This is a genomic window from Ralstonia sp. VS2407 (assembly GCF_052950655.1).
Genome location: NZ_JBRFVG010000002.1, coordinates 435,225 through 450,023, shown reverse-complemented (window position 1 = coordinate 450,023; position 14,799 = coordinate 435,225). Strand labels below are relative to the sequence as shown.

Below are 14,799 nucleotides of genomic sequence, written 5' to 3'. Positions count from 1 at the left end.
TGGCTAAATGCTGCACACGACGAGTAGCAATTTGACGCACGAGCACCACGCGCCAGCTCAGGAGACGGCCAAGCCTTCAACGGATGGGAAGCCGCGTTCCATATTGAAGCGCTATTGGCTTGGCATCACCCTCAGCACAGCACTCGCAATCCTGCTAATCACGCTTAGCTTGATCGCGCTTCTTACGCCTAATCTCGAATATAGCGTGGTGCTGCTGATCCTGCTTGCGCTGGTAATTGGTCTGCCGTTGTGTTTGGCATTGCTATTGACGTGGCTTGCATATAGACGCAGTGCATCCACGCCGTTGCCGGCGAAGTTGCATGCAGCCATGTTCTTGCCGACTCTTGCAGCGTTGAGCGTTCTTCCAATTGGGGCAGGAATGCAGGACACAGCGCGAAGGTGGTTCAGTGAAGCGCACCCAGACATCCGCGAACTGCATGTCAACTTCAGCGGAAGACCGTTGTGGCTTGCAGTAGGCAGCGCTCAGACAGGCGCAGGTTCATGGCCGCATATGCCGTTGCTGTCGGGGCCAGAGGCAAGGTTTGCCGGCTTCATTCGTCATCCTCAGGAAGACGACGTCAATCAGGGGCGCTTTCCATATACGGGAAGCCGCCTGCGTGAGAGCGAGCATTCATACGCCTACGCCGATACGGACGAGGCAGGACAACCCGTAGCGGTACGCCCGCGCCCACTGCTGCTACGCCCGTACCCAGATCTCGGCAGACTTCCGTCGGACCTTCGCGCGAGCGATTTGCTGGTGTATCAGTACTTTCATTACTACGATCATGTGGATGTCGCGCCAGCGCTAGGTAGATTGGACGCATCGAAATTGGACGAACTACAGGGCCGATTGGGCAATGTCGTGTCCTTCTATCTGTCCGATCAATACCCGCGAGGTTTGGAGAGACTTGAGATCGATGGTCAGACTCTGGTGATTGGAACTGACAATGAGCGCGTTTTTGAAGCGCCGTGCGATCGACGTTCGAGTTTTGTCGGCAGTGCGCTGCTGGACATCCAAGCGCCGCTTGCAGTGCGCTGGCAGACGCTGGACGATCCGGCCCGTTGGCACGAGGCAAGCGTAAGCGTTCCCGCCTTTCAAGGGACGACGTCACGGGCTATGCAAGCATCTGTCCGTAACGTTCGATTGTATTTTTTGGATGGTGGCGTCGTTGCCGCGGAGCAGTTTCTGACACAGAACCTTCTCGGCGGAGACCAGAGAACGGTCTCCACGGGCGTCCCCGTAGGGGTACGGGCAGACCGGATTTGTGACAACACCAACCAGAAAAACTTTGACGCGTTTTCCGGATGACCCGGCGACGTCGTTGTGAATTCAACCCTAAAACAACCTGACTCTCTCCAATGAACCTGCAATACAAACTTGCCGTAGCCCTCTTGACCACCGCCTGGATGAGCGCAGGCATCTGCGCCCAGCACACCTCCACCGCGCCGGCAGCGGGCAATGCCCCGCAAAGTGGAATCAAGAAGGCCGTGCACGCAAAGAAGCACGGCAAGCGTGCCAAGAGCGCCCGTGCGCGCAAGAACACTGCTGTCGCGCGTGATGGCGATGCAGAAGTGCTCGCCCAAGTGCTCGGCTCGGATAGCAAGAATCCGTTGTGGGGGAAGCCGCAGCAGTAATGGCGGTTTGTAGTCGGATGAGCGGCGCGGTGCCGCCGGGGAAAGAACCTTGATCCTGATCTCACCGGTCCGCAAAGAAACGCTATGAAAACCTGGAGATGCCTACGCGCAGCGGCCATCGCTTCAACTGCGTTTTGTGTACTGACGGCGTGCACCACTAAGCCTGCACCAACGGATGACGAGGTAGCGGCTAGCATCACTTCGTACAACCACACTCCCGACTATATCCACCAGTTCTACGTGGATGGAACTTGGGCGGGCAACTCGTTCGCGTACGGCGGCGGAGGCAAATTTGTCTGTTGCGTCGCATACCCCGAAACATGGCGCCCGGGCCTCACTGCCACGGTGAAGTGGACAACGTCCAGTTCTGACCCGAATGCGACAGGCGACGCGGTGAAGCCGCATTGGCACGAAGCTGTTGTTCCAATCGAAAAGTACGTAGAAACCGGCACGCTACACGTGCATTTCCTGCCTGAAAACAAGGTTCGACTCATCGTTTCCAGTAAGGGCGCTGGTCATCCTGATTATCCGGGCCCGGCCTATCCGGTTAAGCCGGCCGACTTTCATTTCGAGCCAAGCCGACGTGCGGCTCAGCTGAAAGAAGAGCGCGCCCGAGCGCAAGCGGCGGGACGGGCCCGGCTTCAAGAGGAGATGCGCGCGTTGAAGGATGCACCGCCACCCCCTCAGGCGCCGGCGGAACCGATACCACTTTTGCCCGACGAGATCGCGCCCGGTGTCAAGCGAGACGCGACGACACCACCTGGCTACCACCATATTCAAGGGTGATTCACATACCTCAGTACACACGGCCGCCGTCGGCATCGGACAACCAATATCTCTTGCTGAACGGTCTTCTTTACCTCTCCACACGACAAGTTGCATGCGCCGCATAGCAACAGCGTTTGCGCTTTTCTTTGCGGCCCAGCACATCGCATCAGCGGCCGACTCCATTGCGATTTCGCTCGATCAAGTCACCAACGCCACAATCGAAATATGAGGCAGCCACGTCTATTACGAGTTGCGCAGTGCGACCGGCATTCACAGCGGGGCAATCGCTACCCAAACTGAAAAGCCTATCCACCTAGCGGCAGGCGACTACGATTTCAGCGGGCGACAAGGCTTCGCTTTCTGGTCGATCGACGAAGGGCAGGGCGTGTACAAGATCTACCGTGTTTTCACCTTTTCACGAAAGCGGACCGATTTTGTTGAGCGCCATTCCCGTTGTGGCGACGCGTTCCTCAACCTTCGAGTGGAGGCGCAACGAAAACGGCTGATCAGTACATTCTTCGAGAACAACATTCCCAAGTCATGCGTAACACGGTTGGATCCGGATTGAAGATGCTTCGGCATGCGTTGTCGGCGTACGTATTTTCCACGGTGTTTCCCGCCTTTGCAGACGGGCCGTTAGGATCCCCCGCAGCGAACAAACCACCGACGGCTATCTGAGTACGGCATTGCTGCTGAGGCCTGCACTACCATCGTCACAATCTGCTTCTCGCGGATCCAATCAAACAGCCCCTGCACGATGATGTTTCAAATACGCCGCACGGTTTCGTGTCTTCTCGCAACGCTGGCCGCGCTCCTGGTCATGGGGTGCCAGCCTTCTTCCACCACTAAGTCATCCAGCAAAACAGTGATGCCGCAAAGTATTGAGATCGAGATAGGCGAGTCGCCGCAGGCGCTCATTGGGCGTTATGGCAAGGCCGTGGATGTTGACAACAAGAATGAGCAGGCCTATGGCGTGACGTTCTATGCGGTGGATTGGCTTGACAGCTCGCAAGGTACGGTCGTTATCAAGAATCAAAAGAGCGAGGTGCGCCTCGACACTGCGTTGGGTGTCTCGGGTTCGTTCGACAAGGCCCACGCCGACGAGGGTATCTATGACTACAGCATTAGCCTTGGCATTCCCCCGCGAAACAACGTTGCGCACGACCAAGCACGTCTGCAGTTCTACGAAATGCTCAAGCGAATTCAGCAGGCGGGCTGGAAGCGGTGGATATACCCAGAGAATCCTCGGTTGTCCGGTGTCGAAGCCTTCCGCTATCGACTCGTAAAAGACCAAGGGGTCGATTCACTGGATCCAGGCTATTTGCCTGGCCTCGAAGACTGGATGAAACTCCCCGACATGACCTCGTGGCGCTTTTACCTCAACGGGGTCTACATGGACGTTCAGATGTCGAGGGACTCGAAGCGCATGAAAGTGGATGAACCGGGCGCGTACTTCGTCAAGATCAAGCTGGAGGGCTACGCCAATTATTGGCGCAACGCGTTCAACGAGCAGGACCGCCCACATTGGCGTGACCTCTTTCCCGGCTTGCAACGACAGATGCGTGCAGAGCGGGCCGGCGCAGAGCAAAAGCTGAAGGTTCAGGGCTATAGCATTGACACCAGCTATCGCAATCCGGACGAGACATCCGGTGATCAGCCTGTTTCGCCGCCACCCAATACCAGCGCGAAATGATGGTTCGCCGGGGATGGCTTGCAGGCCATGGACTCGCTGATACGACATGCTCATGCGTTCGCATTTCCAATTACTAAATCAGTCAGCTTTCTCACATGAACGTGCAATACAAACTCGCCGTAGCCCTCCTCACCACCGCCTGGATGAGCACAGGCATCTGTGCCCAGCACACCTCCACCGTGCCGACCTCAGGCAATGCCCCGCAAAGCGGAATCAAGAAGGCCGTGCACGCAAAGAAGCACGGCAAGCGGGGCAAGGTCACCCGCGCGCGCAAGAGTGCCCCGGTGGCTCGCGATGGCGATGCAGAAGTGCTCGCCCAGGTGCTGGGTTCGGATAACAAGAACCCGTTGTGGGGAAAGCCGCAGCAGTAACCAGGCAAATGGCCGCAGCGGATGCGCCAAGGCGCGATCAGCCCCCCGTCCGCTGCTTCTGCAACATCGCCAACTGCGTCGCCAGGTAATTGCTCGTATTCGTCATACTCGCTACCACCTTCGACAGCGCATTGAACTGCGCGTAATACAGCGCCTGCTTGGCATCGAGCTGCTTCTGCATCAGATCGATCTGCTTGCCGAGCGATGTGATGGAGCTGTTGATGGCGTCGCTGGCGTTCTGCACCATGCCGTTGTTCGACAACAAGTTGCCCGACACGGTGTGGAGTTGCGCCGCATAGCCGCGCTGCACGGTGACGGTGCCGCGGTCGCCCAACGCGCCGCCGGTCACTTGCACCGTCAGGCCATCGACGGCCGATCCGCTGGCGCCGTAGAGGTTCTGGCCCGAACCCGTGGCGGCCGCGCCGTTGATGGTGCCCTGCACATCGCGCCCGGCCGTGGCCGTGGGGCTGCCACCGAGCAGCGATGCCGCGCCATTGCCCGACACCGACACCGTCGATACCGAGCCGTATTGCTTGTCGGTGAACGTCAGCACGCCGTTGGCATCGGTGCCGATGGCGACTTCCACCTTGGCTTTCTGCAGGTCGGGCGAGGCGTTGATCTGGCTCTGGATCTGCGTGGCCAGGCTCGACGCGGTGTAGTTGCCTGCCGGGACCTTGATGTTGGTCGTGATGCCGCTGAGCGTGACGGACAGGCTGTCGTTCACGCCGCTCTGGATGGTCGTGTTGGCAGCTGCCGAGCCCTTGAGCGAGCCTTGCGTAGCCAGCTGGGTGACATTGACGGCGTAGCTGCCGGCCTGCGTGGTCGTTGAAAACGCCGAAACCTTCAGCAATGAATCCGTCGCCGTGCCGGTGCCGGCAAACAGCGCCGCCACTTGGCTAGGCGATTTCTTCAGCGCGGCCGTGAGCTTCGCGTCGTCAATCGACAGCGTGCCTTCCTTGTCCATCGTCACGCCGATACTGCCCAGCGACTGGAACGCGCCGTTACCGATGCCCTGGCCCAGCACGTCGGTCAGCTGGTTGATCATCGCCTTGGTGCTGACGTCGCCGGCCAGCGCGCCGTTGTTGGCGGCATTGGCGGTGTCGAACTTGGTCAACGCGTTGAGCTGGATGCGCAGCGCGTTGTACGCCTTGACGAAGTTCAGCACCGACTGGCTGGCCTGGCCGGCGTCGCTGCCGACCGTGACGGTGGTGCTGCCCGTCTTGGCGAGCGTGAACGAGGTGCCGTCCACCACGTCCGTCAGCGTGTTGGTGGCGCTTTGCACGGCGATGCCGTTGACGGTAGCCATGGCGTTGCGGCCCGTCGCGACCTCGGTCATGTTCTGCGTGCCGGCCGGGTCGTGGCTCAGGAGGAATTGCAGTGCCGGGTCGCCCGAGACGGCAATCTTCATCTCCGAATTGGCGCCGCCCGCTGTGGACGTCAGCACCAGCCGGTACGGCGAATTGCTGCCGTCGTTGACGATGCTGGCCGAAACGCCCAGGTTGGCGCTGTTGATGGCATCGCGGATGCCGGCGAGCGTGTTGTTCGACGGGTCGATGGTGATCGAGCCGCCGGCCTGGTTGCCGTTCTGCGTGAAGGTGGCGCCGGTGTATTTGCCGTCGGCAAAGCTGCCGCCCGAGACGCTGCCAAATGAAAAAGTAAGCGTAGTGGGCGTGCCGCTGCCGATGGGCGTCTTGCTCGACGCCTGCCCGGCGGCTGACAGCACCTGCGCCTGCGCAAGCTGCGTCACGTTGACTTGATACGTGCCCGCCGGTGCCGTGTTGGACAGCGAAGCTGTGAGGATCGAGGTGTCGTGTCCGCTGGCCTTGTTGCCGGTGAACGTGTCCGGATTGTTCAGGGCGGCCATGGCCGTCTGGAAGGTCGCCAGCGCGCTTTTGAGCGAGCCGACCGCCGACAACTGCGTCTGAAACGCCTTCTGCTGCGTCTGCCGCAGCGTCATGCCCTTGCTTTCCGCCTGGATCAGCTTCGTGACAAGGCTGTTGACGTCGATGTTCGTACCGATGCCCGGAACGGAGATCGGCGGAATGTAGTTGTTGCTCGTGGACGAGGTGGCCATAGTCGGACGCGCGCAAACGCTTTCTTCACAATCTCCACAATGTGACGGCAGCGCAGCCCCGTTCTTTAGGGCAAACCCTGCTCGGGCAGCCTTTTTGTCCGGGTTTGCTCAGGAAAGCGAAAGAATTGCCGACGCCACACGACGCAGCGGCCAGCGCCGGCGGTCTCCATCAGGGTGGAGACCGCCGCGCCACGTTAAACCGTCTCGCCTTCCTTGCTCGGATCGACCTGCTTGCCGCGCGCCAGCACCGGCACCAGCGCTGCACCGGTATGGCTGGCCGGCACGCGCGTCAGCGCCTCCGGCCCGCAAGCCGCGACGATCGTGCCGCCCTCATCGCCGCCTTCGGGGCCGAGATCGAGAATCCAGTCCGCCTCGGCAATCACGTCGAGGTCGTGCTCGATCACGATCACGCTGTGGCCGCCGTCTGCCAGGCGATGCAGCACGCGAATCAGCTTGGCCACGTCGGCCATGTGCAGACCCACGGTCGGCTCGTCCAGCACGTACAGCGTGTGCGGCGCCTTCTGGCCGCGGCGCGTCACGTCATCGCGCACCTTGGACAACTCGGTGACGAGCTTGATGCGCTGCGCCTCGCCGCCGGACAGCGTGGGCGAGGGCTGGCCCAGCGTCAGATAGCCAAGGCCCACGTCCTTCATCAACTGCAGCGGATGGGCGATGCTGTTCATCGCGCCAAAGAATTCGACCGCTTCGTCGATCTCCATGGTCAGCACATCGCCGATGTTCTTGCCGCGCCAGGTGACGGCCAGCGTTTCTGCATTGAAGCGCTGACCGTGGCAGACGTCGCAGCCGACCTTCACGTCAGGCAGGAAGCTCATGGCGATGGTGCGCACGCCCTGGCCTTCACAGGCGGGGCAGCGGCCGTCGCCGGTGTTGAACGAGAAGCGCGACGCGGTGTAGCCGCGTGCCCGCGCCTCCAGCGTGTCGGCAAAGAGCTTGCGGATGGTGTCCCACACGCCGATGTATGTGGCGGGGCAGGAGCGCGGCGTTTTGCCGATCGGCGTCTGGTCGACTTCAAGCACGCGGTCGATGGTTTCCCAGCCGGTGACGCTGTCGCAGCCGTGCCAGTCGTGTTTGACATCGAGCTTGCGCGGCATCTTCGCCTCAGGCGTCTCAGCCTGCGCGGCCTTGCGTGCACGGCGGGTTGCCGGCGAAGACAGCACCGAACGGCCGACCGCATCGAGCAGGTTCGTCATCAACACATCGCGCGCCAGCGTCGATTTGCCCGAGCCCGACACGCCCGTAATGGCCACGAGGCGCGACAGCGGCATCGTCGCGGTCACGTTGCGCAGGTTGTGCAGCTTGGCGCCGTGCACCGTCAGCCATTGCTCCGGCACGGCTTGCTTGCCGGCACGCGGCGCAACCACCTGGCGGCGCGGCTGCAGCGGATGCTCGATCGGCTGTGACAGGAAGCGGCCAGTGAGCGAATCCGGCTGCGCTGCCAGGTCTGCCACGCCGCCTTGCGCGACGAGTGTGCCGCCGCGCTTGCCCGCGCCCGGGCCGATGTCGATGATGTGGTCGGCCCGGCGGATGGTGTCTTCATCGTGCTCGACCACCACCAGCGTGTTGCCTTTGTCGCCCAGTTTGCGCAGCGCGTCGAGCAGGATCTGGTTGTCGCGCGGATGCAGGCCGATGGTCGGCTCATCCAGCACGTAGCAGACGCCCTGTAGGTTGCTGCCGAGTTGCGCCGCCAGACGGATACGCTGCGCCTCGCCGCCCGACAGGCTCGGCGCAGCGCGATCCAGGCTCAGGTAGCCCAGCCCAACCTCCTCCAGGAACGACAGGCGACTGTGAATCTCGGCCACCACGTCGCGGGCGATGTCGGCGTCGCGGCCGGTCAGGTCCAGGCCCTCGACCCAGCGGCGGGTCTGGCTGACCGTCCACTGCGCAATGTCGACGATGGGTTTGTCGGCAAAGGTCACCGCGCGCGCCGTCGGGTTCAGGCGCGTGCCGTGGCAGTCCGGGCAGGGCAGGTCGGTCATGCCTTCCGGATCGACTTCCTCCGACGGCAGCGTCTGCTCGCGGCCGCGATCGTCACCGCCGAGCACGGTGTCGTCAAACGCGGCCCGCTGTTCGCGCGTGAGTGCCAATCCGGTACCGACGCAGCTCGCGCACCAGCCGTGCTTGCTGTTGTACGAGAACATGCGCGGGTCCAACTCGGGGTAGCTGGTGCCGCAGGTGGCGCACGCGCGCTTGGTCGAAAACACCTTCACATTGCCGACGTGCGCCGTGCCGCCGTTGTGCATGGCGTGTTGCAGGCCGTCGAGCGGTGCAAGCACGTGCATGATGCCCTTGCCGTATTCCAGCGCCTGTTCCAGCAACGCACGCAGCGCGGCTTCGTTTTCCGGCGAGACAACGATGTCGCCCACCGGCAGTTCCAGCGTGTGCTCGCGGAAGCGGTCCAGGCGCGGCCATGGGTCGACGCTCAGGAATTCGCCATCGACGCGCAGATGCGTATAACCGCGCGCCTTGGCCCATTTGGCCAGGTCGGTATAAACGCCCTTGCGGTTGACGACCAGCGGCGCGAGCAGGCCGATGTGCTGGCCGCGATGATCGCGCATGAGCTGGGCAAAGATCGCCTCCGGGCTTTGCGCCGACACCGGCGTGCCGTCGTGGATGCAGTGCTGCACGCCCAGCTTCACATACAGCAGGCGCAGGAAGTGCCACACCTCGGACGTGGTCGCCACCGTGCTCTTGCGGCCGCCGCGCGACAGGCGCTGCTCGATGGCCACGGTGGGCGGAATGCCGTACACGGCATCGACTTCCGGCCGCCCCGCAGGCTGCACGATCGAACGTGCATACGCATTCAGCGATTCGAGATAGCGGCGCTGTCCTTCGTGGAAGAGGATGTCGAACGCCAGCGTCGACTTGCCCGAACCCGACACGCCCGTCACCACGTTGAACTTGCCGTGCGGAATATCGACGTTCAGGCCCTTGAGGTTGTGCTCGTGAGCGTGGACGATGCGCACGACGTTTTCGCCCTGGACTTCCGCCAGTGCAGCACGCTTGGCGCGGCGCTCAGCCAGGGCGGTTTGCAGCGGCACGCCTTCGATGGCTTCCGGCTGGCCGACGCTGGCTTCGTATTGCTTGAGCGCGGCGCCCGTGTGCGATGCGGCGCAGCCTTTGACCTGCGCAGGCGTGCCGGCGCAGACCAGCAGGCCACCGGCGTCGCCGCCTTCGGGGCCGAGATCGATGATCCAGTCCGCCGCGCGCACCACGTCGAGGTTGTGTTCGATCACGATCAGCGAATGCCCGGCGTCGAGCAGCTTGCCGAACGCGCGCATCAGCTTGGCGATGTCGTCAAAGTGCAGGCCGGTGGTCGGCTCGTCGAACATGAACAGGCGGCCCGCATTGGCGGGCACGTCCTGCTTCACGCGCTTGCGGGCGGCCGCCTGGGCAGCCTGTGCGGCTTCGGCCAGGAAGCCCGCCAGCTTCAGGCGTTGCGCCTCGCCGCCGGAGAGCGTCGGCACCGGCTGGCCAAGCTTCACGTACTCCAGGCCCACGTCGACGATCGGTTGCAGCACGCGCAGCACGTCAGCGTCATCGGCGAACACGCTGGCGGCTTCGCTCACCGTCAGCTCCAGCACATCGGCTACCGACAATGCACGGCCGGCGCGCGGCAGCTTCACTTCCAGGATTTCGGCGCGATAGCGCGTGCCGTCGCAATCCGGGCAGCGCAGGTAGATGTCGGAGAGGAACTGCATCTCGACGTGTTCGAAGCCCGAGCCGCCGCAGGTCGGGCAACGGCCGTCCCCCGAGTTGAAGCTGAACGTGCCCGCCGTGTAGCCGCGCTGCAGCGCCATCGGCGCCTTGGCGAACAGCTTGCGGATTTCATCGAACGCGCCAACGTAGCTGGCCGGGTTCGAGCGCGCCGTCTTGCCGATGGGCGATTGGTCGACGAACACCACGTCGCTGATCTGATCGGCACCGCGCAACGCGCGGAATGCGCCGGGCGATTCCGTCGCCTTACCAAAATGGCGTGCCAGCGCCGGGTGCAGCACGTCCTGGATCAACGTCGATTTGCCCGAGCCGGACACGCCGGTCACGCACACCAGGCGCTGCAGCGGAATCTCGACCGTGACATCGCGCAGGTTGTGTTCCGATGCGCCTTCGAGCACCAGGCGCGGCGTGGCGTTATCGACGGCGCGCGCTTGCCAGTCGGTTGCATCAGCCACGCGCCGCTGTCCGGACAGATAAGCGCCCGTGAGCGTATCGGCCTGGCGGATGGCCGCCGGCGTGCCGTCAAAGACGATGTTGCCGCCGCGCTCGCCGGGGCCGGGGCCCATGTCGATCAGGCGGTCTGCGGCCAGCATCACGGAAGGATCGTGCTCGACCACCACCAGCGTGTTGCCGGCGTCGCGCAGGCGCTGCATGGCTTGGACGATGCGGTCCAGATCGCGCGGGTGCAGGCCGATGCTTGGTTCGTCCAGCACGAACAGCGTGTTGACGAGCGAGGTGCCGAGCGCCGTCGTCAGGTTGATCCGCTGCACTTCGCCGCCAGACAGCGTGCGGCTCTGGCGGTCCAGCGTCAGGTAGCCGATACCGACGTCGCACAGATACGCCAGGCGCGTGCGCACCTCGTCCAGCAGCAGCTTGAGCGCGTCGTCGAGCAGCGTGGACGGCAGTGTCAGTTCGTCAAAGAAGCGGCGGATGCGCTCGATGGGCAGCAGCATCAGGTCGTGCACGGTCAGGCCGGGCAGGGCTTCGAGCTGGGCGCGGCTCCAGGCCACGCCGCGCGGCATGAAGCGGTGTTCGGGCGCGAGCACGGCATCCGCGTTTTCCTTGCTGCCGAGGCGCCATTGCATCGACTCGGTTTTCAGGCGTGCGCCGCCACAGGTTTCGCACGTCGTGTAGCTGCGGTACTTGGAGAGCAGCACGCGGATGTGCATCTTGTACGCCTTCGACTCCAGATAGTCGAAGAAGCGGCGCACGCCGTACCACTGCTTGTTCCAGCCGCCACGCTTGAAGGCCGGGTCGCCGTTGATGACCCAGTTGCGCTGGGCTTCCGTCATCTCTGCCCACGGCGTGCCGCGCGGGATGTCGGCCGCGGCGGCGTAGCGCATCAGATCGTCCTGGCACTCCTTCCAGGCCGGCGTCTGCATCGGCTTGATGGCGCCATCGCGCAGGGTCTTGCGCTCGTCCGGAATCACCAGCCCAAGATCGACGCCGATGACGCGGCCGAAACCACGGCAGGCATCGCACGCGCCGTAAGCGGAGTTGAACGAGAAGAGGGCGGGCTGCGGGTCGGCGTAGCGCAGGTCGCTTTCGGGGCAGTGCAGGCCGGTGGAAAAGCGCCAGATGGTTGGCTCCGCACCTTCATCGGCAGGGAGCACATAGACGCTGACGCGCCCACCGCCGCGCTTGAGCGACGACTCGATGGCCTCCAGCGCGCGGGCACGCTCGGTGCCCTGCAGGCGGAAGCGGTCGGCCACCACATCGAGCAGCTTGCGCTTGCCCGTGGACGACTCGACCACGCGCTCGGCCTGCACGCGCGTATAGCCGCTGACCGACAACCACTGCGTGACTTCTTCGGGGCTCGTATTGGCGGGCAGCTCGACGGGAAACGTCACCACCAGGCGCGGATCGCCCTCGCGCGTGCGCGAAAGCAGCTCGTCGTAGATGGTTTCCGGCGTGTCGTGCCGCACCGGCAGCGCGGTGTCGCGGTCGAACAGTTGTGCGGCGCGCGCAAACAGCAGCTTCAGGTGATCGTTCAGCTCAGTCATCGTGCCGACCGTCGAGCGCGAACTGCGCACCGGGTTGGTCTGGTCGATGGCGATGGCGGGCGGCACGCCTTCAACGTGCTCGACCTGCGGCCGGTCCATGCGGTCGAGGAACTGGCGCGCGTAGGCGCTGAAGGTCTCGACGTAGCGGCGCTGGCCTTCTGCGTAAAGCGTGTCGAAAACGAGGCTTGACTTGCCGGACCCTGACGGGCCGGTCACGACGGTCATCTCGCCCGTGCGCAGGTCCAGATCGAGGTTTTTGAGATTGTGCTGACGGGCTCCGCGCAGGCGAATGACACCGGAGGACATGGAGGGCGTTCCTTGGAGCTTGGAGGTAGAGGGGAATGCCGGCGCCGGTGAATCATTTGCAGCCGCGCCGGGCAATCAGAATTCGAGCCGTAAACTGTAGCGGATTATGAAGATCCGGTTCGTCTACGAAACATGTCGCGAGCGCGAGCGTAACGCAGGGCTCCTGACAGCGTTTTGTCAGGAGGTTTCAGCGGAGGCGAAAAAAAGAACGGGGTGATGCTGGTATCACCCCGGCGGGAGCGCGATCAGCCTGCCTCGCGTCCGTAAGTGGCTTGGTTGGCGGGGAGGTCAAAACCCGTGGGACCGGGCTTGCGCGGCACAAAACGGTGGTGCTCAACCACACCGCCCTTGACGATGACGACCGTCTCTTCGGGAATCTCCGCCCATGCGCCAGGCAGGTCGACAAGCGGCTCGGACAGCACAAGGAAGGCCCCGTCCCCGGCGTCTTCAATTGCGGCGCTGTCAGGATAGAGCTGGTGCAGGTGCTTGAAAGATGTGCTGTGAAAGAGGGAGCGTGATTCGCCCTCGCTGGAATAGCGCGCTGCGACGATCTGAACGCCGTCCGTTGCGCAGACCGTCATGTTCAAGGGGTATTCGACGCCGTGGCGCCGGCCGATGTCTTCGATCAGCCCGACCATCTGCTCCAGGGCGCCGCGCGGGTCGCGGTCGAGCCCGAACGAGAGCGCCAGGAAAAACATGATCTCGGAATCGGTCGAACCTTCGATCCAGCGGAACAGCTCCGGCGCCACTTCCATCATCAGGGCGCGGCGGAGCAACGGGTATTCGCGGATCAGCCCGTTGTGGGCAAAAAGCCACCGGCCGTAGCGGAACGGGTGGCAGTTGGTCTCCTGGGCCGGGGTGTCGGTGGCCGCACGCACGTGGGCGATGAACATCGAAGACCGGATGGCGCGGGCGGCTTCACGCAGGTTGGTGTCGTTCCACGCGGGGTGCAGGCAACGATAACGGAAGGGCACTTCAGAGTAGCGGCCGTACCACCCGATGCCGAAACCGTCGCCGTTGGTGGTCGTCTCGCCGCCCAGGCGGGAGCGCAGACTCTGGTCGATCAACGAGTGCCGCGGCCGGAACAGCACTGTCTCCATCTGAATGGGATTGCCTGAATACGCCAGCCAGCGACACATGATGCATTGCCTATAGAGATGCCTTGAAGAGTGAGTCTATGCAATGCGTTTGCGAATGCACAAGAAAATCCCGACCCTCATCCGGCCATGGTCTGGGCGGATTTGCGGCCCTGACGGGCAGGTCCGCCATCCATTTCCTGTGTGTCGTCTCGCACGATATGCAGCTCGCGAATCCGCATGGGCACGGCGCATCGGGTCTCTGCGAGGGTGGCGCGGACTTGCCGGGCGAGCGTCCAACGCGTGTCACAAAAGTGCTCGGTCGTGACGCAGACGTGCACGTTCAGCGCGGCAACACTGTCGTCAAAACGCATCACATTGGCTCGCGTTCCGGGGCGGCTGCGTTTTGCACTCTCTCGGCTTGGTCCGGCGGGCGGAGGGCCGGTCCGGACAGCGAGGGTGCAGAGAATTGAGTGCGCTTGGGTGCACTGGCCGCCGCGCGACAGGCTCGGTTTCCAGAAAAGACTTCACCGCCCGTCCGGGGTTTCCAGGCGGGCGGCGTTAGGGTGTGCCGCTCTCGCACAAGAGGATCGGGAGGCCGTGCTGCTCGCTGCCTCTTACTCCTCGACCTCACTGCGCACCATCAATACCGGCTTGTTGGTCTTGCGCACCACGCCCTCGGCCACGCTGCCGAGCACCAGGTGCTTGAGCCCGCGCCGGCCATGCGTGCCGAGCACGATCAGGTCGGCTCCGGTCTCGTTGGCTTCCCCGACAATCGTTGCGGAAATTTGCCCCGGCGCAATGGAGTTTTCGAGCAATTTGGTCGAATGCTTGACGCCCGCAGCGTCCAGCTTCTTTGATACCTCGGCAAGCGTGTCGCGGCCGTAGCCGGCCACCTGGTTTGCGTAGGCAATCGAGTCAGCTCCGACCATGTCGAAGGTGATGTCGCTGCTATCGGCAACGAATAGGGCTTCGACTTCCGCGCCCGTCGCCTTGCTGACCACAATAGCCTGGTGCAGCGCGAGATAGGACGCGTGGCTGCCGTCGATGGCGAGCAGGATTCGCTGGTACATGGTGGTCTCCAAGGCGTTGCGCAGTAGGGCACCGCGTGTAATCAGCGTAGACAGCGTGGCGCAGG

The 14,799-nt window shown here is 63.2% G+C and carries 11 protein-coding genes; 6 read left to right on the top strand and 5 right to left on the bottom strand.

Translation table 11 applies throughout. The annotated features are described in order from the left end of the window. Positions 1–7 precede the first annotated feature (7 nt). The 6 genes from ACU8YE_RS05170 (at position 8) to ACU8YE_RS05145 (ending at position 4,467) form a co-directional block, all read left to right on the top strand. Positions 8–1,309, top strand: a complete 1,302-nt coding sequence (locus ACU8YE_RS05170) for a hypothetical protein (protein ID WP_446928241.1) — start codon at positions 8–10, stop codon at positions 1,307–1,309. Between the two features lie 50 nt (positions 1,310–1,359). Beyond that, entirely contained in the window at positions 1,360–1,635 is a 276-nt protein-coding gene (locus tag ACU8YE_RS05165) for a hypothetical protein (protein WP_446928240.1), read from the top strand. An 84-nt stretch (positions 1,636–1,719) separates the two neighbouring features. After that, complete coding sequence (locus tag ACU8YE_RS05160) at positions 1,720–2,421, top strand: DUF3304 domain-containing protein (protein WP_446928239.1); 702 nt, start codon at positions 1,720–1,722, stop codon at positions 2,419–2,421. Positions 2,422–2,653: 232 nt separating this feature from the next. After that, positions 2,654–2,971 carry a hypothetical protein gene (locus ACU8YE_RS05155; protein ID WP_446928238.1) on the top strand — a complete coding sequence of 106 codons (318 nt, stop codon included), beginning with the start codon at positions 2,654–2,656 and terminating at the stop codon, positions 2,969–2,971. 300 nt (positions 2,972–3,271) lie between these two features. Further along, on the top strand, positions 3,272–4,096 hold the full coding sequence (locus ACU8YE_RS05150; protein WP_446928237.1) for a hypothetical protein: 825 nt from the start codon (positions 3,272–3,274) through the stop codon (positions 4,094–4,096). Between the two features lie 95 nt (positions 4,097–4,191). Then, positions 4,192–4,467 (top strand): hypothetical protein, encoded by a 276-nt coding sequence (locus ACU8YE_RS05145; RefSeq protein WP_446928236.1) that lies wholly within the window; start codon positions 4,192–4,194, stop codon positions 4,465–4,467. Between the two features lie 37 nt (positions 4,468–4,504). Here the strand turns inward: ACU8YE_RS05145 and fliD are convergent, their stop codons facing one another. The 5 genes from fliD to ACU8YE_RS05120 form a co-directional block, all read right to left on the bottom strand. Then, complete coding sequence (gene fliD, locus ACU8YE_RS05140; protein WP_446928235.1) at positions 4,505–6,541, bottom strand: flagellar filament capping protein FliD; 2,037 nt, start codon at positions 6,539–6,541, stop codon at positions 4,505–4,507. A 194-nt stretch (positions 6,542–6,735) separates the two neighbouring features. Next, positions 6,736–12,585 (bottom strand): excinuclease ABC subunit UvrA, encoded by a 5,850-nt coding sequence (gene uvrA / locus ACU8YE_RS05135; RefSeq protein WP_446928234.1) that lies wholly within the window; start codon positions 12,583–12,585, stop codon positions 6,736–6,738. Positions 12,586–12,830: 245 nt separating this feature from the next. Further along, a complete protein-coding gene (locus ACU8YE_RS05130; RefSeq protein ID WP_024978952.1) occupies positions 12,831–13,724 on the bottom strand; it encodes a class II glutamine amidotransferase in 894 nt (297 codons plus the stop codon). Positions 13,725–13,801: 77 nt separating this feature from the next. Next, positions 13,802–14,035 (bottom strand): hypothetical protein, encoded by a 234-nt coding sequence (locus tag ACU8YE_RS05125; protein WP_425343167.1) that lies wholly within the window; start codon positions 14,033–14,035, stop codon positions 13,802–13,804. A gap of 243 nt (positions 14,036–14,278) precedes the next feature. Continuing rightward, entirely contained in the window at positions 14,279–14,734 is a 456-nt protein-coding gene (locus ACU8YE_RS05120) for a universal stress protein (RefSeq protein WP_232040256.1), read from the bottom strand. Positions 14,735–14,799 lie beyond the last annotated feature (65 nt).